The organism is Streptomyces sp. A0592 (genome assembly GCF_004795115.1).
GTDB classification, from domain to species: domain Bacteria; phylum Actinomycetota; class Actinomycetes; order Streptomycetales; family Streptomycetaceae; genus Streptomyces; species Streptomyces erythrochromogenes.
The window spans coordinates 13,003-32,437 of record NZ_SSBM01000057.1 but is presented as its reverse complement, the minus strand read 5'-3'; the positions used below and the strand labels follow the sequence as shown (position 1 = coordinate 32,437).

The window sequence follows — 19,435 nt, the reverse complement described above, 5'->3', positions numbered from 1 at the left end:
CGCTGTGTTTGGTTGCCTGCCAGTGCCCGAAGGCCCGACAGGTCTTTTTCAAAGGAACCTCATCCACCGAAGTGGACGGGGTATCAACTTCTGGCGTTGATTTTTGGCACGCTGTTGAGTTCTCAAGGAACGGACGCTTCCTTTGTACTCACCCTCTCGGGCTTTCCTCCGGGCTTTCGTTCTGCTGTCTTGCGTTTCCGACTCTATCAGACTCTTTCGTGTCCGACTTCCTCGGCGCTTTCCAGGTTTTCGCTTTCGCGTTTCCCTTTCCGGCGGGTCCGACTCTATCAGAACCTTTCGGGCCTGATTCCCAGTCAGCGGGTTGTGCTGCTCGGGCTGTTGGGCCCTTGCGGCGAGTGAGACAGTAGCGGATTCCTTGCCTCCGAACCTAATCGGCGGCAGCGTCCTCGGACACGGATTCCTCATTCGCAAATACGCATGAAAACGAGACGACAAAGTGCGTCGTTCGTTCGAATGTGTAGTGCGGAATGGCTGTCCGGGGACCGACCGGGGTCGGCGCTCACGTCGGACAACTCGAAGAACCTTACGGACCGGGCACAGACGTGTCAACCCCCCGCTGACCGCCGCCGCGCGGTGCGGCCGAAACTCACGGCGCCCTCATGTCCCGCGGTCTACGCTGGCTCCCATGACTACGCATGCGCCCACGCTCAGCCTTCGCTGGTGGGCCGCCTGACGGCGGCCGACCTTCCACGCGAGCACGCATGCGCTCACGGCCGCCGCCTCGGCGGCCGTTCTGTTTTCTCCCTCCCGGGAGTGGCTCGGTCGCCCGGCGCGGTGGCCCGTCACCACTCAGCACTCACAGGGAGAGCAGGACAGGACATGACGAGGATCTTCAGCGGGATCAAGCCGACCGGTCACATGACCCTGGGGAACTACCTGGGTGCCGTGCGGCAGTGGGTCGCGGCCGACCAGGAGCCGGACGACGCGCTGTTCTGCGTCGTCGACCTGCACGCGCTGACCGTCGAGCACGAGCCGGCGCGCGTACGCAGGCTGAGCCGGCAGGCCGCGACGCTGCTGATCGCCGCCGGGCTGGAGCCCCAGCGCTGCACCCTCTTCGTACAGAGCCACGTCGACGAGCACACCCGGCTGGCCTACCTGCTGGAGTGCACGGCGACCGACGGGGAGCTGCGGCGGATGATCCAGTACCGGGAGAAGGCGGCGAAGGCGCAGGCCGCCGGTGACGGCGTGCGGCTGTCGCTGCTCACCTATCCGGTGCTGATGGCCGCGGACATCCTGGCCTACGGAGCCGGGGAGGTGCCGGTCGGGGAGGACCAGCGCCAGCACGTGGAGCTGACCCGGGATCTGGCGGTGCGCTTCAACCAGCGCTACGGGCACACCTTCACCGTGCCGAAGGCCACCCATCCGGCGGTGGCCGCTCGGGTCATGGACCTGCAGGACCCCACGTCGAAGATGGGGAAGTCCCACGAGAACGGGGCGGGGATCGTCTACCTGCTCGACGAGCCCGGGGTGGTGCGCAAGAAGGTGATGCGGGCCGTCACCGACAGCGGGGACGGCGGAGTGGTCCACGACCGGGCGGCGCGGCCGGGAGTGGCGAACCTGCTGGACATCCTGGCGGCGTGCACCGGCGGCGACCCGGCTGCGCTCGCCGACGGGTACAGCGGGTACGGGGCGCTGAAGCGGGACGTCGCCGACGCCGTGGTCGAGCTGCTGCGGCCGTTGCAGGAGCGGCACGCGGAGCTCGCGGCCGATCCCGCGCAGGTGGACAAGGCGCTGCGGGAGGGCGCGGGGCGGGCCCGGGAGCTGGCGCGGCCCGTGGTGGACCGGGCGTACGAGGCGATCGGGCTGCTCGCGCCGTAGCGGGAGGACGGGTGGCGGGCCCCCGGCGGGGCGGGGGCCCGTGGTTCAGCTGTTGCCGGAGGCGAGCTCGCGGCTGCGGTCGCGGGCGGCTTCGAGGGCGGCGATCAGGGCGGCCCGTACGCCGTGCTTCTCCAGCTCGACGATGGCGTTGATGGTCGTGCCGGCGGGGGAGGTGACGGCCTCGCGGAGCTTGACGGGGTGTTCCCCGCTGTCGCGGAGCATGACGGCGGCGCCGATGGCGGCCTGGACGATGAGGTCGTGGGCCTGGGCGCGGGGCAGGCCGAGGAGGATGCCGGCGTCGGTCATGGCCTCGACGAGGAAGTAGAAGTAGGCGGGGCCGGAGCCGGAGAGGGCGGTGGCCGCGTCCTGCTGTGACTCGGGGACGCGCAGGGTCTTGCCGACGCCGCCGAAGATCTCCTCGGTGTGGGCGAGGTGCTCGGCGGTGGCGTGGCTGCCGGCGGAGATGACGGACATGGCCTCGTCGACGAGGGCGGGGGTGTTCGTCATGACGCGCACGACGGGGGTGCCTGGGGCGAGCCGCTCCTCGAAGAAGGAGGTGGGGATGCCGGCGGCGCCGCTGATGACGAGCCTGCCCGCGGGGACGTGGGGGGCGAGCTCGTCGAGGAGCTTGGCCATGTCCTGGGGCTTGACGGTGAGGATGAGGGTGTCGGCGCGCTTGGCGGCCTCGGCGTTGGAGACGGCCTCGACGCCGTAGCGGGTGCGGAGTTCCTCGGCCCGGTCGCTGCGGCGCGCGGTGACGAGGAGCTTGGAGGCGGGCCAGCCGCCGCGGATCATTCCGCTGAGCAGGGCCTCGCCGATCTTGCCGGTACCGAGGACTGCGACTGTCTGGGTCATGCCCGATCCACCTCGCCGAACTGTTCTTCCGCCTGGGCTGCGCAGGCGTACGCGTACGTGTCCTCATCCTTGCACCCGGGGGGCGGGCCGGGCTGCGGCGTCCGCAGTGCGGTCAGGGGGTGCGGCGGCGGAGGGTGGCCGCGCCGAGGGCGAGTACGAGGACGGCGCAGGCGGCGACGATCACAGCGTCGCGGACGAAGTCGGCCGTCATGTCGGTGTGGGTGAGGACCTGGGTCATGCCGTCGACGGCGTAGGACATGGGCAGGACGTCGGAGATGCCTTCGAGGACCGGGTGCATGGTGTCGCGGGCGGCGAAGAGTCCGCAGAGGAGCAGCTGGGGGAAGATCACCGCCGGCATGAACTGGACGGCCTGGAATTCGGAGGCCGCGAAGGCGGAGACGAAGAGGCCGAGGGCGGTGCCGAGGAGGGCGTCGAGCAGGGCGACGAGCAGGAGCAGCCAGGGGGAGCCGACGACGTCGAGGCCGAGGGCCCAGAGGGCGAGGCCGGTGGCGAGGAGGGACTGGACGACGGCGACGGCGCCGAAGGCGAGGGCGTAGCCGGCGATGAGGTCGCCCTTGCCGAGGGGCATGGCGAGGAGGCGTTCGAGGGTTCCGGAGGTGCGTTCGCGCAGGGTGGCGATGGAGGTCACCAGGAACATGGTGATGAGGGGGAAGATCCCGAGGAGTGACGCGCCGATGCTGTCGAAGGTGCGGGGGCTGCCGTCGAAGACGAAGCGCAGCAGCGTGAGCATCAGGACGGGCACCAGGACCATCAGGGCGATGGAGCGCGGGTCGTGGCGGAGCTGGCGCAGGACCCGGGCGGCGGTGGCGGTGGTGCGGGCGGCGTTCATCGGGTCTGCTCCTGGGCGGCGAGGGTGTTGGCCTCGTCGACGAGGCGGAGGAAGCCCTCCTCGACGGTGGCGGAGTGGGTGCGGGCGCGCAGGGCGTCGGGGGTGTCCTGGGCGAGGATGCGGCCCTCGCGCATGAGGAGCAGGTCGTGGCAGCGTTCGGCCTCGTCCATGACGTGGGAGGAGACGAGGATCGTGGCGCCGCGGGTGGCGGCGATGTCGTGGAAGAGGTTCCACAGGTCGCGGCGCAGGACGGGGTCGAGTCCGACGGTGGGTTCGTCGAGGACCAGGAGTTCGGGGGTGCCGAGCAGGGCGACGGCGAGGGAGACCCGGCTGCGCTGGCCGCCGGAGAGGTTGCCGGCGAGGGCGCCGGCGCGGGTGGTGAGGTCGACGTCGGTGATGGCGCGGTCCACGGCGTCGGCGCGGCGGGCGGCGGCGGCCCGGCCGGGGTCGAGGATCGCGGCGAAGTAGTCGAGGTTCTGGCGGACGGTGAGGTCGTCGTAGACGGAGGGCGCCTGGGTGACGTAGCCGATGCGGGAACGCAGTTCGGGGTGGCCGGCGGGGCGGCCGAGGACGTCGAGGGTTCCGGTGACGTGGGCCTGGGTGCCGACGATGGCGCGCAGGAGGGTGGATTTGCCGCAGCCGGAGGGGCCGAGGAGGCCGGTGATGCGGCCGCGGGGGACGTCGAAGGCGATGTCGGCGATGACGGTGCGCGGGGTGCGGCCGGTGCCGCGGCGGACGGTCAAGCCGTGGGCGTGCACGGCGGCCGGGTCTCCATCGGCCTGCTTATTCATCATGTGATGAATAATGCTCCTGGCGGTGCCCGGGCGTCAATCACCGGGAAGGAAGCCGACGCGCGGAGCAGGCCGCGGGGGCGGGCCGCGGGGGCGGGCCGCGGGGGCGGGCCCGCTACTTCTTGCGCTTGGGGCGGCGGGCGGCCGGGTTGCCCGTCCGGGTGCTGCGGCGGCGCTCGTAGTCGGCGAGGGCGCGCTCGTACTCGGCACGGCGGAGCTTCTCGCCGGGGGCCTCGGTCAGGCAGCGCAGGGAGTACGCGATGAGGGAGCCGATGAAACCGATCATCTTGAGGCCCTTGAGGGCGGCTTCGTCGGAGGACGGGGCCGGACGCCGGTTGTAGGAGTCCCAGGTCTTGACGAAGGCGATGGCGCTGGAGATCGCGAAGAGGACGACGACGGAGATGCTGAGGAAGGGGCCGACGTTGCCGATCTCCAGGCCCTCGTAGGAGAAGCGGAGCAGCAGGGCGGCGGCGGTGGCCGTGACCAGGGAGCCGACGGCGATGGCGGCGCGGCGCAGGCCGTAGCCGCTCTCGTGGTTCACCCAGGTGGTGCCGAAGTACCGGATCGGCTCGGGCTGCGGGCCGGCGGGGACCGTCGGCTCGGACGCGGCCGAGGCAGCGGCGCGTGCCGGGGTGGCCGGCTCGGCGGGGGTCTGGTCTCGCTGGTCGTCGCTCACAGCAGCGATTATCCCCCGCCGGGCCGGTCGGGCCGGGTGTGTCTCACGTGTCAGACGGGTCGGCCGGGTCGGACGGGTCAGCCGCAGTGCGTGACCACGAAGCCGTCGCTGCCGGTCCGGACGTACGCGTCGGAGACGAAGCGGCCGTTCCCGACGCAGTCCCAGATGTCCGTCGTGCCGTACGGGCCCGAGACCGTGGTGCCCTCGGTCTGGCAGCGCAGCGTGACGGTCGCGCCGAGCGGCAGCACGTCGATCACCGAGTAGTTGGTGCCGGGGCCGCTGCGGACGTTCAGCCGGTAGCCGGGAGCGACCGGATAGGACGGGTAGCCGGAGCCTGCGGCCAGGCTCTGGACTTGGCTCGAATCGTTCTCCACCGACATGCGAAATCTCCCCCCATGGGCGTTGCCGTGCGCAACTCGCGCAGGGTAGCAGGACCTTGGAGATGCGTACGGGTCATCGACTAGGCTCCGACGGGGGTGGTGAGCGGTGCATTCGCTGCGCGCGGACTACGCGGGCTTTCCGGAGTACGCCGGGCAGTACCGGCTCGAATCGGTGCTCGGCTCCGGAGGCATGGGCGTCGTCCACCTCGCCACGTCCGGCTCGGGGCTGAAACTCGCCGTCAAGATCGTGCATGCCGAGCACGCCGTGGACCCGGAGTTCCGGGCCCGGTTCCGGCAGGAGGTCACGGCCGCGCGCCGGGTGAGCGGTGCGTTCACCGCGCCCGTCGTGGACGCCGACCCCGACGCCGAACGGCCCTGGATGGCCACCCTGTTCATCGACGCGCCGACCCTCGCCGAACGCGTACGCAAGCAGGTGCTGGACCGCACCGAACTGGCCCGGCTCGCCGCCGGCCTGGCGGAAGCGCTGCGCGACATCCACCGGGCGGGCGTGGTCCACCGGGACCTCAAGCCCAGCAACGTGCTCATGGCGCCCGACGGCGTACGGGTCATCGACTTCGGGATCTCCCGGCCGGCAGACAGCGACCTGCGGACCGAGACCGGGAAGCTGATCGGGACCCCGCCGTTCATGGCGCCCGAGCAGTTCCAGCGGCCCCGCGAGGTGGGGACGGCCGCGGACGTCTTCGCGCTCGGCGCGGTGCTCGTGCACGCGGCGACGGGCCGCGGTCCCTTCGACTCCGACAGCCACTACCTGGTGGCGTACCAGGTGGTGCACAGCGAGCCCGACCTGACCGGGCTGCCGCGGCAGCTCGTCCCCCTCGTCGAACGGTGCCTGGCCAAGGACCCGCTGGAGCGGCCCACCGCCGAGGAGCTGATCGCCGAGATGCGGGCGGTCGCGTACCCGACCGCCGAGGACACCCAGGCCTTCATACCGCGGCCGCGGGAGCCCGACGGGGCCGAGCTGCTCACCCACCGCCGGGAGCGGATCCCCGCCGCGGCGGAGCCCCGGGCCCCGCGCAGGCGGCGGGCCCGGATCGCCGTCGGGGCCGGGATCGGGCTGCTGCTGGTGGGCGGCGCCGTCGGCGGGTACCTGCGCCACGGCGGCGCCGCCGGGTCCTCGCCCGCCCACATCGCCGGGAAGGCGGATCCGGCGCCGGCGAAGACCTTCGCCCCCTGGTCGGTCCCCCTGGGCAAGCCCGGGACGGGCAGCCGGATCGGGGCCTGCTCCTGGCAGGCGGAGGCCCTGTACTGCGCCGGACCGGGCCTCGCCGCGACCCGGCTCGACCCGGCGGACGGTTCGACGGTGTGGAGTCTGGAGGCGCCCGCGGCCTCCCCGGCGAAGGGGACGCCGACCGCCGGCGCGCCCCTTCACGCCGGCGGACGGGTCCTCGTCGTGGCGCCCGGCAGCGGGACGCTCCAGGCACTGGACCCGGCCACCGGCGCGGAACGCTGGCGGCAGGGACTCCCCGCCGGCTCGCAGGCCGTGCCCGCGGGCGGACAGGTACTGCTGGTCGGTACGAGCGGCAGCGTCACCGCGCTGGACGCGGCGGACGGCCGGACGCGCTGGACCCAGCAGATCGGCGGGGTCGGATCCGTGTGGTGGACCGGCGGCGGGCCCGAGGGCGGCGCGGCGCCGGACCTGTACGTGGCCACGCCCGACGGCAGCGGTTCCACGCAGCTCGCCGCGGTCGATCCGGCGAACGGGACGGTGACCCGGCAGTTCCGCACGGCGGGACGGCTGCGGCCGGTCGGCGCGGCGCACGGCGGCCTGTACCTGTTGGACGTCGACGCGTCCTCCAGGACCACCGCCGTCGTGCGCGCCGATCTGACGGCGCGCACCGCACAGCGGGTGCGGCTCACGGCGCCGCTGTACGACGCGGAGGCGGCCGTCGACCCGGACGGGGCCACCTACCTCTTCGGAACCTCCGGCGCGCTGGTGGCCGTCGGGGCCGACAAAGAGCGGTGGCGGCTGGAGACGGGCGTGACGGTGGCCTCCCGTCCCGTGGTCGCCGGCGGCCGCGTCCACCTGACGGCGCCGGACGGGCGGCTCCTCGCCGTCGGCGCGGCCGACGGCAGGCCGGCGGGTCAGACCAGGCCGCGGATGGCGGACGGCAAGGCCACGTACGCGTCGACGCTGCCGGCACCGGTGGCCGGTGGCGGGCGGGTGTTCGCGGGCGCGCCCGACGGGTCGGTGTTCGCGGTGGACGCGGGCGATCCCGCCCGGTGGTGACCGGGGGACGCGGGCCCGGGGCCCGCCCGCCGGTGGGACACGGGCCCGCGGCCCGGCCGCCGGTGGGACGCGGGCGCCCCCGCACCGGGCGGTGCGGGGGCGTCGCTGCGGGGGCCGGCCGGGTCAGCCCAGCAGGGTGACGTCGCGGACCGCGCCCTTGTCGGCGCTGGTGGCCATCGCGGCGTAGGCGCGCAGGGCCGCGGAGACCTTGCGCTCGCGGTTCTTCGGGGCGTAGACGCCGCCGAGGGCCTCGTGGCGGGCCGCCAGGGTGGCGTCGTCGACGACGATCTCGATGGACCGGTTCGGGATGTCGATGCGGATCAGGTCGCCGTCCTCGACGACGGCGATGTCGCCGCCGGACGCCGCCTCCGGGGAGGCGTGGCCGATGGACAGGCCCGAAGTACCGCCGGAGAAGCGGCCGTCCGTCACCAGTGCGCAGACCTTGCCGAGGCCGCGGCCCTTGAGGAAGGACGTCGGGTAGAGCATCTCCTGCATGCCGGGGCCGCCGCGCGGGCCCTCGTAGCGGATGACGACGACGTCGCCCGCCTTGACCTCCTTGCGCAGGATCTTGTCGACGGCCTCGTCCTGCGACTCGCAGACGACCGCCGGGCCCTCGAAGGTCCAGATCGACTCGTCGACGCCGGCCGTCTTCACAACGCAGCCGTCGACGGCGATGTTGCCGCGCAGGACGGCGAGGCCGCCGTCCTTGGAGTACGCGTGCTGCACGGAGCGGATGCAGCCGCCCTCGGCGTCGAGGTCGAGGGTGTCCCAGCGCTCGGACTGGGAGAAGGCGGTGGCGGAGCGGACGCAGCCGGGGGCCGCGTGCCACAGCTCCATGGCCGTGTCGCTCGCCGTGCCGGAGCGGGCGTCCCACTTCGCCAGCCAGTCCTCCAGGCCCGCGGAGTGGACGGTCGTCACTTCCTTGTTGAGGAGCCCGCCGCGGTGCAGCTCGCCGAGGATGGCGGGGATGCCGCCGGCGCGGTGCACGTCCTCCATGTAGTACGTGCCGCCGGGCGCCACGTTCGGGGCGACCTTGGCCAGGCACGGGACGCGGCGCGAGACGGCGTCGATGTCCTTGAGGTCGTACTCCAGGCCCGCCTCCTGCGCCGCGGCCAGCAGGTGCAGGATCGTGTTGGTCGAGCCGCCCATGGCGATGTCGAGGGCCATGGCGTTCTCGAAGGCCTCGCGGGTGGCGATGTTGCGGGGCAGGACGGACTCGTCACCGTCCCCGTAGTACCGCTTGGTGATCTCCACGACCGTGCGGCCGGCGTCCTCGTACAGGGCGCGGCGGGCGGTGTGGGTGGCGAGGACCGAGCCGTTGCCGGGGAGGGCCAGGCCGATGGCCTCGGCGAGGCAGTTCATCGAGTTCGCGGTGAACATGCCCGAACACGAGCCGCAGGTGGGACAGGCGTTCTCCTCGATGCGGAGCACGTCCTCGTCGGAGACGTTCTCGTTGGAGGCGTCCACCATGGCGTCGATCAGGTCCAGCTTGCGCACGGTGCCGTCGACGAGGACCGCCTGACCGGCCTCCATCGGGCCGCCGGAGACGAACACGGCCGGGATGTTGAGGCGCATGGCGGCCATCAGCATGCCGGGGGTGATCTTGTCGCAGTTGGAGATGCAGATCAGGGCGTCGGCGCAGTGCGCCTCGACCATGTACTCCACGCTGTCCGCGATCAGGTCGCGCGACGGCAGGGAGTACAGCATGCCGCCGTGGCCCATCGCGATGCCGTCGTCGACGGCGATCGTGTTGAACTCGCGGGGGATCGCACCGGCCGCGCGGATGGCGTCGGAGACGATGCGGCCGACGGGCGCCAGGTGCGTGTGACCGGGGACGAACTCGGTGAAGGAGTTGGCGACCGCGATGATCGGCTTGCCGATGTCCTCGCTCGCTACGCCCGACGCGCGCATAAGGGCGCGGGCGCCCGCCATGTTGCGGCCGTGGGTGACGGTGCGGGACCTCAACTCGGGCATGCGGTTCACTCCCCATGAGTGCGGCTGTACGGTCGGCCGCGACTGCGGATATGGCTCAGGTACGAGGCTACGCCCACTGCCCGGGATCCGGACGGGGTGTCCGCATGGCGGGACGGGCGGCTCATTCCTCGGTCAGGTACCGCTGAAGCGTAGGGGCCACGAGCGCCACGATGTCCTCCGGGTCCGCGGATGCGAGGGGCTCGACCTGCAGCACGTAGCGAAGGATCGCGATGCCGACCATGTGGGAGGCGGCGAGCTCGGCGCGGAAGGTCGGGTCGGGCACGTCCAGGTCGGCGGCGATCCGCTCCAGGAGCCTGCGCAGCACGAGCCCGCGCAGCACCTTCGCGGCGGCCTCGTGCGTGAGCGCGGACCGGATCACGGCGAGCAGCGGGGCCCTGGTGACCGGGTTCTCCCAGACACCGAGGAAGTAGCGCGCCAGCCTCTCGCCGATGCCGTCCGGCCCCTCCCCGATGACGGCGGGGACCACCATGGCCGGCTCCATGCTGATCTCGATGGCCGCGGCGAAGAGGTCGTCCTTGCTTCCGAAGTAGTGGTGCACCAGGGCCGGGTCCACGCCGGCGACCTTCGCGATGCCGCGCACGGACGTCTTGTCGTAGCCGCGCTCCGCGAACACCTCGCGGGCGGCGAGCCGGATGCGCTCCTGGGTGCCGGGACCCTCCTCGACCTCGTCCTGGCGGGGCCGGCCCGGCCCCCGGCGGCGCGGCGCGCTCTCCCCGGTCACGGGCGGCGGGCCCGGTCGTGGCCGGCGGCCAGGTGGAGGCGGGTGAAGGCCAGTGCCTCGGCGAGGTCGGCCTCGCGCTCGGCGGAGGACATCGCCCGCCGCGTGTTGACCTCGATCACCACGTGGCCGTCGAAGGAGCTCCGGGCGAGGCTTTCCAGCAGCTCGGCGCAGGGCTGCGTACCCCGGCCCGGCACGAGGTGCTCGTCCTTGGCCGACCCGTTGCCGTCGGCGAGGTGGACGTGCGCCAGCCGGTCCCCCATCCGGTCGATCATGGCGGTCGCGTCGGTACGGGCGGTCGCGGTGTGCGACAGGTCGACGGTGAAGTGCCGGTAGTCGTCCTTCGTCACGTCCCACTCGGGCGCGTAGGCGAGCATCTCGCGGTCGCGGTACCGCCACGGGTACATGTTCTCCACGGCGAACCGCACGTCGGTCTCCTCGGCCATCCGCCAGATGCCGGAGACGAAGTCCCGCGCGTACTGGCGCTGCCACCGGAACGGCGGATGCACGACGACGGTGGACGCACCGAGCTTCTCGGCCGCCGACCGGGCGCGCTGCAGCTTGACCCACGGATCGGTGGACCACACCCGCTGGGTGATGAGCAGACAGGGCGCGTGAACGGCCAGGATCGGCACCTGGTGCTGGTCCGACAGGCGGCGCAGCGCGTCGATGTCCTGGCTGACCGGATCCGTCCACACCATGACCTCGACGCCGTCGTATCCGAGGCGCGCGGCGATCTCGAAGGCGGTCGCCGTGGACTCCGGGTAGACGGAGGCGGTGGACAGGGCGACTTTCGCGGTCGGGATGCGGACGGGTTCTGCCACGGAGACAGGGTACGGGGCCCGCGCCCGCCCGGTACGTGACGGCCGCCACGCGGGCCCGATCACCCGGGCCGGATCAGGACGTTCGGGCGAGCCAGGTCCGCGTCTCGTCCGCGGTCAGGACGCGAGTCAGCTCGGCCGTTCCCGGGAGGTGCGGGAAGAACCGGTCGGCGTTCCAGCTGCGCGGGTACGTCGGCTCGTCGAGCACGAGCAGGCGGCGGCCCTCCACCACGGGGATGTCGTCGGGCAGCCCTTCGTTCCAGATCCGCTCACCGTCCGGGGCGAGGAGCTCGAAGGCCCCGGTCGCGACGGCATGGGTGCGTCCCTGGGCAGGCTCGGGGTCCGTGGCCAGGCGGACGCACTCTGCCGAGGGCCCGGTACCGGGAACGTGGCCGCCGCCGACGAGGACGTGGGCGAGCAGGGTGTGCAACTGGAAGTTGTCCCCGATACCGCCGATGCGTATCTCGTACCCGGTGCCGGTGGGCCTGTGCAGCACCACGAGGGGCTCGTCGTCCAACACGGCCAGCGCGTACGCCAGGCATTTGAGGTCGTGCCGTTCCAGCGCCGCCAGGTCGCGGCATGCGGCGAGGAGCGCGGACGTGTCCCGGCGGCGCACCTCGGCGCTGCGGCACAGCACGGCCAGCGCGGGCGGCTGCCACTCCTCGGCCGCGCACCAGGCCAGCGCCAATTGCAGGGCCTCGTGCACGTCACCGCCCAGGCGGGCCAGCAGGGCGTCGTCGATGATCTTCTCGTCCGGCTCCGGCAGTTCGTCCTTCCCGCTCGCGGTCCAGCGGCGGGCGAACTCGAGGGCGTCGAGCAGGTCCCGGTGGACGCCGCCGAGGATCGGCTCGGCGCAGGCCGCCGGATCCGCCCCGCGCTCGACGCAGTAGCCGGCTGCCATCGCCAGCATCGGCCGCGGACCGGTGGCGGGAAATGCGGGGATCAGCGCTGCCAGCCGAGGCCCTGCCAGGACATGCTCAGCCTCCGAAGCCGACTGCACCCCGGCCATCATGGCGGCGAAGGCACTCTCGGTACGGCCGCCGTCGCGAGTGGCAACCGACTCTTCCAGCTCGGACACGACAACATCGAGGCCCGAGGCCTTCCGCTTCCACTTGAAGATCACCGGCACACCCTAGGCCCAAGGTCCACCCGGCGTCATCAAGCCAAGGTGTCCGGATTCTCTTGCGCGTCAGCCCTTCTGCGCGCCGACGAGTCGAGCACGCTCACGCAGGTCCCGTACCGCCCGAACCCCGCTGTGGGCCCGGAGCCTGAGGCTCATGACCTCGAATGCCGAAGGCGGTACCCGAGCCCAGTCGCGACCTGCTCGCCCGCGCAGAGGCCGGGTGGGAACGCTCTCTCCACGCCACTCATGGGAAGACAGCGCCCCACGATGACTGACCGCTACGAGTACGTGCCGCATCCATTCCTGCGACATCGGGTGCGCGATGTCGCCAGCGGCGTCGAGGGCGAGCTGATGGCCGTGGTCAATGAGGGCGTCTCGAACTCGGACCACCCCCACTGGGTAGAACTGGCCTACGTTCGGGGCCCGTCCGGCCGCGAGTTCTCCACGGCGGTCGGCAATATCGAGCCGGCAGAACCGCTCCGGAAGCACACGTGACCAGCCCGGACGCATCACAGACCGTACTGGCGGAGGCCTTGCCCCACGCCTTCGGTGCCGTGTGAGCAACCCCCACAGGGGTGCATCCCTTGCGTCACTTGCAGAGGAACACCATCTGTCCGTATCCAATGGACAGATGGAGGGCTCGTGACCGAGATGGACGAACACCCCCGGCCGGAGGACCCGCGGCAGATCGTGCAACGCCTGTGTCGCCCGGGCCTGCCCGGCCCCAGCCGGGAACTCCTCGAACGGGCGCGCGTCGGCTGGGAACGGTTCATCGGATCCATCAATGACTGACGGCTACGAATACGTGCCGCACCCACTGCTGCGACGTCGCGTGCGCGACGTGGCCAGCGGCATCGAGGGCGAGCTGATGGCCGTGATCAACGAAGACGTGTCGACCTCGCTCCACCCCTACTGGGTGGAGCTGGCCTACGTTCGGGGCCCGTCCGGCCGCGAGTTCTCCACAGCGGTGGACAACATCGAACCGGCCGAACCACACCCGTCCCCACGCACATGACCGGCCCGGAATGAACACAGACCGCCCCAGGCGGGTCCGCCTCTCTCGCCGCCGCCGAGAGAGGCGCCAAGGCAGCACTCCGACCCAGGCACCCACCCACACCTGGATCGGAATCGTCGCAGCCGCCATCTGACCCCTCTTCTCACTCGGACGCCCTCCAAGAGGAGCGAATCCAGGTGGCTGCGGCCTATGACCAGCCCCAGGCGGTCTGCAGTCGCGTGATCGAGAAGCCGGTAGCGATCGATGGCGGTTTATGTCCAGCCCAAGGGGCCCGCGGACGCCGTCCGGCAGGGCCGTGTAGCGATCTGAGGCGTTCCCCCGACCGCCCCGCGCATCGCTGATGTGCCCGTCTCTCCGCCTCTCCCCCGGCCCGTTCTTCTGGGGGCTTCCCGGCTGTCCTCGATTTTCCGGGGCGGGACGGGCGGTCAAGGGTGGAGCGCAGCGACATCGCGAAGCGACGCGACAAAGGAGCGCCCTTGAGGGACCGGCCCGACACGGAAGACGATAGGACGGACGGGAAACCCCCAGCACAACCCTGATACCGCCCCGCCGAAACACCGCCCCGCACCACCACCCCGACGCAGGGGGCGGGTGGGCAGCCGCGGGCCGGGGGCGCGGGGGCCACGGGGGTGGCGGCGCCGAGTGCGCGGGTACCCGTACCGGCACACCACCCCGCGCAACGCCGGCGCCCCCTACGCCGGCGCCGCGCCCGGGGTCGGGAGGTGGTCCAGGCGGCGCAGGATGACGCCCTCGCGCAGGGCCCACGGGCAGATCTCCAGCTCCTCGACGCCGAAGAGGTCCATCGTGGCCTCGGCGACCAGGGCGCCCGCCAGGAGCTGGTTCGCCCGGCCCTCCGAGACGCCCGGAAGGGTGGAGCGCTGGGCGGTCGTCATCGCCGCCAGGCGCGGGACCCATTCCTCCAGGGCCTTCCGGCTGAGGTCGCGCTGCACGTACAGGCCGTCGGCCGAGCGGGCGGCGCCCGCGATGCGGGCCAGCTGCTTGAAGGTCTTCGACGTCGCCACCACGTGGTCCGGGGCCCCGAAGCGGCTGAACTCGCGGACCGTCCGCGCGATCTCCGCCCGCACGTGCCGCCGCAGCGCGCGGACGTCCAGGGCGTCCGGCGGGTCGCCGGGGAGCCAGCCCGAGGTGAGGCGGCCCGCGCCCAGGGGGAGGGAGACGGCGGCGTCCGGGTCCTCGTCGATGCCGTACGCGATCTCCAGGGAGCCTCCGCCGATGTCCAGGACCAGCAGCTTCCCGGCGGACCAGCCGAACCAGCGGCGCGCGGCGAGGAAGGTGAGCCGCGCCTCGTCGTCGCCGCTCAGGACCGGCAGGTCGACGCCGGTCTCGGCCTTGACCCGCGCCAGCACCTCGTCCGCGTTGGTGGCCTCGCGCACGGCGCTGGTCGCGAAGGGGAGGACGTCCTCGCAGCCCTTGTCCTCTGCGGCCTGCACCGCTTCGTTGATCACGGAGAGGAGACGCTCGACGCCCGCGGGGGTGACGGCGCCGGCCTCGTCGAGGAGCTCCGCCAGCCTTATTTCCACCTTGTGCGAGTGCGCCGGCTGCGGGCGCGCGCCGGGGTGCGCGTCCACCACCAGCAGATGGACCGTATTCGAACCCACATCAAGGACACCGAGTCTCATAGGGGGAAACGCTACTGCGAGGAACGCTCGGGGGTTGTGTAAGGGGCGCTTAGGCTTGGGTTTGTGCCAAATACGAAGAAGGCCAACAAGACCCGGTCGGAGAAGGACACGGGCAAGGACGACCAGGGCGCAAGCACCAAGCGCGCCAAGAACGGCAAGCCCCTCAAGCCCCTGAAGCCCCTCAAGCCCGGAAAGGCCAAGGCCGTGGCCGACGAGAAGGGGCTCGACTTCCCGCGGGCCTGGGTGGAGTTCCCCGACCCCGCCGACGACGAGCAGATCTTCCGCTGCGACCTGACCTGGCTGACCTCCCGCTGGACCTGCATCTTCGGCAGCGGCTGCCAGGGAATCCAGGCGGGCCGGGCCTCGGACGGCTGCTGCACCCTCGGCGCGCACTTCTCCGACGAGGACGACGAGAAGCGCGTCGCGGAGAACGTGGCCAGGCTGACGCCGGAGCTGTGGCAGTTCCACGACGTCGGCAGCGAGAGCGGGTGGACGCAGAACGACGACGACGGGGAGAAGCAGACCCGCCGCTGGGACGGCGCGTGCATCTTCCTGAACCGGCCGGGGTTCCCCGCCGGGTCGGGCTGCTCGCTCCACATCCTCGCGCTGAAGGAGGGCCGGGAGCCGCTGGAGACCAAGCCGGACGTCTGCTGGCAGCTGCCGATCCGCCGGACGTACGACTGGATCGACCGGCCCGACGACACCCGGGTGCTGCAGGTGTCGATCGGGGAGTACGACCGCCGCGGCTGGGGGCCGGGCGGCCACGACCTGCACTGGTGGTGCACGTCGGCGACGTCCGCGCACGGCGCCGGGGACCCGGTGTACGTGTCGTACCGCGCCGAGCTGACGGAGCTGATGGGCAAGGAGGGGTACGAGGCGCTCGTGCAGCTGTGCGAGGCCCGGCTGGCCTCGCTGCTGCCGATGGCTCCGCACCCGGCCGACCCGGCTCCGTAGCCGGAGCGCCCTACGGGGTCAGCCCCCCGCCGGCCCGGAGGGTGCCGGGTCGGGCTCGGGGGAAGCCGTTCCGCCTGCGCCGTCCGTCGGGGTCGGCGCGGGCGTCGGGGACGGCGGCGGGATCGTCGGTTCCGTCGGGGTCGGCGTGGGCGTGGGCCCCTGGGTCTGGTCCGGCGTCGGCGACGGGTTCGCGGGACCGGTCGGTTCCGGCTGCGGGGTCGGGGGCGACGCGGGCCGGCCGCGGCCCCGGATGGAGACCACCGCACCGGTCGGGTCGACCCCGACCCGGGCGGTCCAGGCACCGACGGGCTGCGCCTCCGGGTCGACGGCGATGTGCAGGGTGACCGATTCTCCAGGCGCGAGGGTGCCCGCGGTGCGGCTCGCCCGCAGCCACGGCGCGTCGGACCAGAGTCGCCAGTCCACCGGCGCGCCGCCCGAGGCGGTGAGGGTGAGCAGGGTGAGGGCGCCCCGCGAGGACGCGGCCACGGAGAGCCGGCCGGGGGCTCCGGCGTGGTCGGGGGTGGCCGGCGGGCCGGAGCTGACCACCTCGACGGAGACGTCGGAGGAGTCGCTGCTCTCGGCGAAGCCGGGGCCGCCGGTGGTGGTGGCCGCGTTCCCCGCGTTCTCGTAGGCGGTCAGCGGGCGGCCGTCGATCCGGGCCGTCGGGAGCTCGCTCTCGCTGGCGGAGATACGGGGGGAGCCGTTGCCGACGGGTTCGCCGGTGCCGTGCTCGCCGCGGTACGAGGCCCACAGCGCCAGGACCGGGGCGGCGACGACGGTGGCCACGACGGTGGTGGTCACCGCCCGGGCCCGCAGCCGGTCGCGGCGGGCCGCGCGGTCCTTGGGGTCCATCGGGAAGCCGGTGCGGTCGAAGCGCGGGCCGGGGCTGCGGCCGCGGCCCCGGCCGGAGCGGAGCATCGCCGCGTGGACCGCGGTGCGCGGGGCGGGTACGAGCGGCAGTGCGGCGGTGTTGACGCCGCCGGAGCCGGGCCAGGGGGCGGCGGCGCCCACGCGTTCGGCGACGCGCCGGCACCGGGGGCAGTCGTCGACGTGCCGGACGAGTTCGGCGCGCAGGGTGCTGGACAGCAGCACGTCGCCGTCGCCGCCGTTGCCGTCCTCGTCCGCGCCGGTGAGCTGGGAGACGCTGGGACAGCTCCCGGTCTCGACGACGGCGAGGGCGGCGCGGGTGCGCTCCACCTCGCAGGCGGCGCCGGTCAGGAGCTCCCGGGCGGCGGCGGGGGGCGTGCCGAGGACGGCCGCGAGCTCGGGGACGGCGAGGCGGTGGCGGACGGCGAGTTCGAGTGCCTCGCGCTGCGCGGGCGTGGTCCCCGCGGCCTCCGGCCAGGCGAGACGGGCCAGCTCGGTACGGCGGTAGGCGCTCACGTCAAGCTGCCGGTGGGCGTCCGCCGCCGAGCCGTCGGCGGCTGCACCCCCCGGCGCACGGTCGCGCGCGGTGTGCTCCGGCGCACGCCGGGCGGAATGCGCTCCCTGTCGGACGCGCCGCTGCTCGGCCAGGCGGCGCAGACAGCCCCAGCGGGCGAGTGCGTAGAGCCAGGCCCGTCGGTCGCCCTCGTCGGGACAGCGGCCGGGATGCCGCTCGGCGACGGCGAGGACGTCTCCGAGCACGTCGGTCGCGGTGTCGTGATCGCACAGGACCGACAAGCAGTAGGTGAACAGGCCGTCGAGATACGGCTCGTGCCGGAAGGGGCGCGGCGGCTCCTCTTCTTGAGGCGTGCGCCCGTGCGCCCGGTGTGCGCCGGTGCGCGGCGAGGGGTGTGCCTGGTTGCTGCTGTTCACCTGGCGACCGTAGGCGGCGTGCCGGGGGCGCCTTGGAAGCCTTCCCCGGTTTTAGCCCTTACGGGTGAACAGATCGGTGGCGGACTGACGACCGCCCTGACGCGGGCGGCGGGGGCCGGCCCGGGCGTCCCGGCCGGCACCGCGGGCCGGCACCACGGGCCGACACCGCGTTCGGCAGCACGGCAGCACCGCGGCAGCACCGCGGCAGCACCGCGGGCGGCACCGCGGGCCGGGCTGTCGGTGCGGGCGGCTACCGTGAGCGGCATGGCTGCCCGCACTGCTCGTTCATCCGCCAAGGACCGACCCTCGTACCGCTGCACGGAGTGCGGCTGGACGACGGCCAAGTGGCTCGGCCGGTGTCCGGAGTGCCAGGCCTGGGGCACCGTCGAGGAGATGGGGGCGCCCGCCGTACGCACCACCGCGGCCGGCCGGGTGTCGACCGCCGCGCTGCCGATCGCCCAGGTCGACGGGCGGACGGCGACCGCGCGCAGCACTGGTGTGGACGAGCTGGACCGTGTCCTGGGCGGCGGGCTCGTGCCCGGCGCCGTCGTACTGCTGGCCGGCGAGCCCGGCGTCGGCAAGTCGACGCTGCTGCTGGACGTCGCGGCGAAGGCCTCCAGCGACACGCACCGCACGCTGTACGTCACGGGTGAGGAGTCGGCGAGCCAGGTGCGGCTGCGGGCCGACCGCATCAAGGCGCTCAGCGACCACCTGTACCTGGCCGCCGAGACCGACCTGTCGGCGGTGCTCGGGCACCTCGACGCCGTGAAGCCGTCGCTCCTCATCCTGGACTCCGTACAGACCATCGCCTCGCCCGAGATCGACGGCGCGCCCGGCGGCATGGCCCAGGTGCGCGAGGTGGCGGGCGCGCTGATCCGGGCCTCCAAGGAGCGGGGCATGGCCACCCTCCTCGTCGGCCACGTCACCAAGGACGGCGCCATCGCCGGTCCCCGCCTGCTGGAGCACCTCGTCGACGTGGTGCTGAGCTTCGAGGGCGACCGGCACGCACGGCTGCGGCTCGTGCGCGGCGTGAAGAACCGCTACGGCGCCACCGACGAGGTGGGCTGCTTCGAGCTGCACGACGAGGGGATCACCGGGCTCGCCGACCCGAGCGGACTGTTCCTGACCCGGCGCGCCGAGGCCGTTCCGGGGACCTGCCTGACCGTGACCCTGGAGGGGAAGCGTCCGCTGGTCGCCGAGGTGCAGGCGCTGACCGTGGACTCGCAGATCCCCTCCCCCCGGCGGACCACCTCGGGCCTGGAGACCTCCCGCGTCTCGATGATGCTGGCGGTGCTGGAGCAGCGCGGCCGGATCACCGCGCTCGGCAAGCGCGACATCTACAGCGCCACCGTGGGCGGGGTGAAGCTCACCGAGCCGGCCGCCGACCTCGCGATCGCGCTCGCGCTGGCGTCCGCCGCCAGCGACGTGCCGCTCCCGAAGAACCTGGTGGCCATCGGCGAAGTCGGCCTGGCCGGCGAGGTGCGGCGGGTGACGGGCGTGCAGCGGCGGCTGGCGGAGGCGCACCGGCTGGGCTTCACGCACGCGCTGGTGCCGGCGGATCCGGGCAAGGTGCCGCCCGGGATGAAGGTCACCGAGGTGGCCGACATGGGCGACGCGCTGCGGGTGCTGCCGCGCGGGCGCTCCCGTACGTCGGCCAGGGAGCCCAAGGAGCGGCCCGCGGCCGCGGAGTAGGTCTCGGCGGCCGACCGGGCCGCGGAGCAGGTCTCGGCCCG

At 73.0% G+C, this 19,435-nt stretch carries 18 protein-coding genes; 7 read left to right on the top strand and 11 right to left on the bottom strand.

What is annotated here, in order from left to right; genetic code table 11:
* Nucleotides 1–840 precede the first annotated feature (840 nt).
* Entirely contained in the window at nucleotides 841–1,839 is a 999-nt protein-coding gene (gene trpS / locus E6U81_RS37115) for a tryptophan--tRNA ligase (protein WP_136234402.1), read from the top strand.
* Between the two features lie 45 nt (nucleotides 1,840–1,884).
* Here trpS and proC read toward each other — a convergent pair whose 3' ends face one another.
* The 5 genes from proC to E6U81_RS37090 form a co-directional block, all read right to left on the bottom strand.
* The gene (gene proC, locus E6U81_RS37110; protein WP_136234401.1) at nucleotides 1,885–2,694 is read right to left on the bottom strand and encodes a pyrroline-5-carboxylate reductase; all 810 of its coding nucleotides are present in this window, start codon (nucleotides 2,692–2,694) and stop codon (nucleotides 1,885–1,887) included.
* Nucleotides 2,695–2,806: 112 nt separating this feature from the next.
* Entirely contained in the window at nucleotides 2,807–3,544 is a 738-nt protein-coding gene (locus tag E6U81_RS37105; RefSeq protein ID WP_136234400.1) for an ABC transporter permease, read from the bottom strand.
* The gene (locus E6U81_RS37100; protein WP_136234399.1) at nucleotides 3,541–4,338 is read right to left on the bottom strand and encodes an ABC transporter ATP-binding protein; all 798 of its coding nucleotides are present in this window, start codon (nucleotides 4,336–4,338) and stop codon (nucleotides 3,541–3,543) included. Before E6U81_RS37100 ends, E6U81_RS37105 begins: the two co-directional genes overlap by 4 nt.
* 112 nt (nucleotides 4,339–4,450) lie before the next feature.
* Entirely contained in the window at nucleotides 4,451–4,900 is a 450-nt protein-coding gene (locus E6U81_RS37095) for a hypothetical protein (RefSeq protein ID WP_240804245.1), read from the bottom strand.
* Nucleotides 4,901–5,088: 188 nt separating this feature from the next.
* Nucleotides 5,089–5,391, bottom strand: coding sequence for an SH3 domain-containing protein (locus E6U81_RS37090; protein ID WP_031147837.1), 303 nt, complete (start codon nucleotides 5,389–5,391; stop codon nucleotides 5,089–5,091).
* Between the two features lie 106 nt (nucleotides 5,392–5,497).
* Here E6U81_RS37090 and E6U81_RS37085 point away from each other — a divergent pair, with 106 nt between their 5' ends.
* Nucleotides 5,498–7,639, top strand: coding sequence for a serine/threonine-protein kinase (locus E6U81_RS37085; protein ID WP_240804244.1), 2,142 nt, complete (start codon nucleotides 5,498–5,500; stop codon nucleotides 7,637–7,639).
* A 123-nt stretch (nucleotides 7,640–7,762) separates the two neighbouring features.
* Here the strand turns inward: E6U81_RS37085 and ilvD are convergent, their stop codons facing one another.
* The 4 genes from ilvD to E6U81_RS37065 form a co-directional block, all read right to left on the bottom strand.
* Nucleotides 7,763–9,613, bottom strand: coding sequence for a dihydroxy-acid dehydratase (ilvD, locus tag E6U81_RS37080; RefSeq protein WP_136234397.1), 1,851 nt, complete (start codon nucleotides 9,611–9,613; stop codon nucleotides 7,763–7,765).
* A gap of 121 nt (nucleotides 9,614–9,734) precedes the next feature.
* A complete protein-coding gene (locus E6U81_RS37075) occupies nucleotides 9,735–10,355 on the bottom strand; it encodes a TetR family transcriptional regulator (protein WP_136234396.1) in 621 nt (206 codons plus the stop codon).
* The gene (locus tag E6U81_RS37070; protein ID WP_136234395.1) at nucleotides 10,352–11,176 is read right to left on the bottom strand and encodes a sugar phosphate isomerase/epimerase; all 825 of its coding nucleotides are present in this window, start codon (nucleotides 11,174–11,176) and stop codon (nucleotides 10,352–10,354) included. Before E6U81_RS37070 ends, E6U81_RS37075 begins: the two co-directional genes overlap by 4 nt.
* Before the next feature lie 73 nt (nucleotides 11,177–11,249).
* Nucleotides 11,250–12,296, bottom strand: a complete 1,047-nt coding sequence (locus E6U81_RS37065; RefSeq protein WP_240804243.1) for a hypothetical protein — start codon at nucleotides 12,294–12,296, stop codon at nucleotides 11,250–11,252.
* Between the two features lie 267 nt (nucleotides 12,297–12,563).
* On the opposite strand from E6U81_RS37065, the gene E6U81_RS37060 reads away from it, so the two are divergent.
* From E6U81_RS37060 to E6U81_RS37055, 3 genes are all read left to right on the top strand, one after another.
* Nucleotides 12,564–12,791: a hypothetical protein gene (locus tag E6U81_RS37060; RefSeq protein WP_136234393.1), complete on the top strand. Its 228-nt coding sequence runs from the start codon at nucleotides 12,564–12,566 to the stop codon at nucleotides 12,789–12,791.
* A gap of 147 nt (nucleotides 12,792–12,938) precedes the next feature.
* Nucleotides 12,939–13,088: a hypothetical protein gene (locus E6U81_RS40315; protein WP_168714852.1), complete on the top strand. Its 150-nt coding sequence runs from the start codon at nucleotides 12,939–12,941 to the stop codon at nucleotides 13,086–13,088.
* Nucleotides 13,081–13,311, top strand: coding sequence for a hypothetical protein (locus tag E6U81_RS37055; RefSeq protein WP_136234392.1), 231 nt, complete (start codon nucleotides 13,081–13,083; stop codon nucleotides 13,309–13,311). Before E6U81_RS40315 ends, E6U81_RS37055 begins: the two co-directional genes overlap by 8 nt.
* Before the next feature lie 692 nt (nucleotides 13,312–14,003).
* Here E6U81_RS37055 and E6U81_RS37050 read toward each other — a convergent pair.
* A complete protein-coding gene (locus E6U81_RS37050; protein WP_136234391.1) occupies nucleotides 14,004–14,951 on the bottom strand; it encodes a Ppx/GppA phosphatase family protein in 948 nt (315 codons plus the stop codon).
* 63 nt (nucleotides 14,952–15,014) lie between these two features.
* Here E6U81_RS37050 and E6U81_RS37045 point away from each other — a divergent pair, with 63 nt between their 5' ends.
* Nucleotides 15,015–15,905, top strand: a complete 891-nt coding sequence (locus tag E6U81_RS37045) for a hypothetical protein (protein WP_136234390.1) — start codon at nucleotides 15,015–15,017, stop codon at nucleotides 15,903–15,905.
* Nucleotides 15,906–15,923: 18 nt separating this feature from the next.
* On the opposite strand, the gene E6U81_RS37040 is transcribed toward E6U81_RS37045, so the two are convergent.
* Entirely contained in the window at nucleotides 15,924–17,702 is a 1,779-nt protein-coding gene (locus tag E6U81_RS37040) for a sigma-70 family RNA polymerase sigma factor (protein ID WP_136234389.1), read from the bottom strand.
* Nucleotides 17,703–17,966: 264 nt separating this feature from the next.
* Between E6U81_RS37040 and radA the strand changes: the two genes are divergently transcribed.
* Nucleotides 17,967–19,394, top strand: a complete 1,428-nt coding sequence (radA, locus tag E6U81_RS37035) for a DNA repair protein RadA (RefSeq protein ID WP_136234388.1) — start codon at nucleotides 17,967–17,969, stop codon at nucleotides 19,392–19,394.
* Nucleotides 19,395–19,435 lie beyond the last annotated feature (41 nt).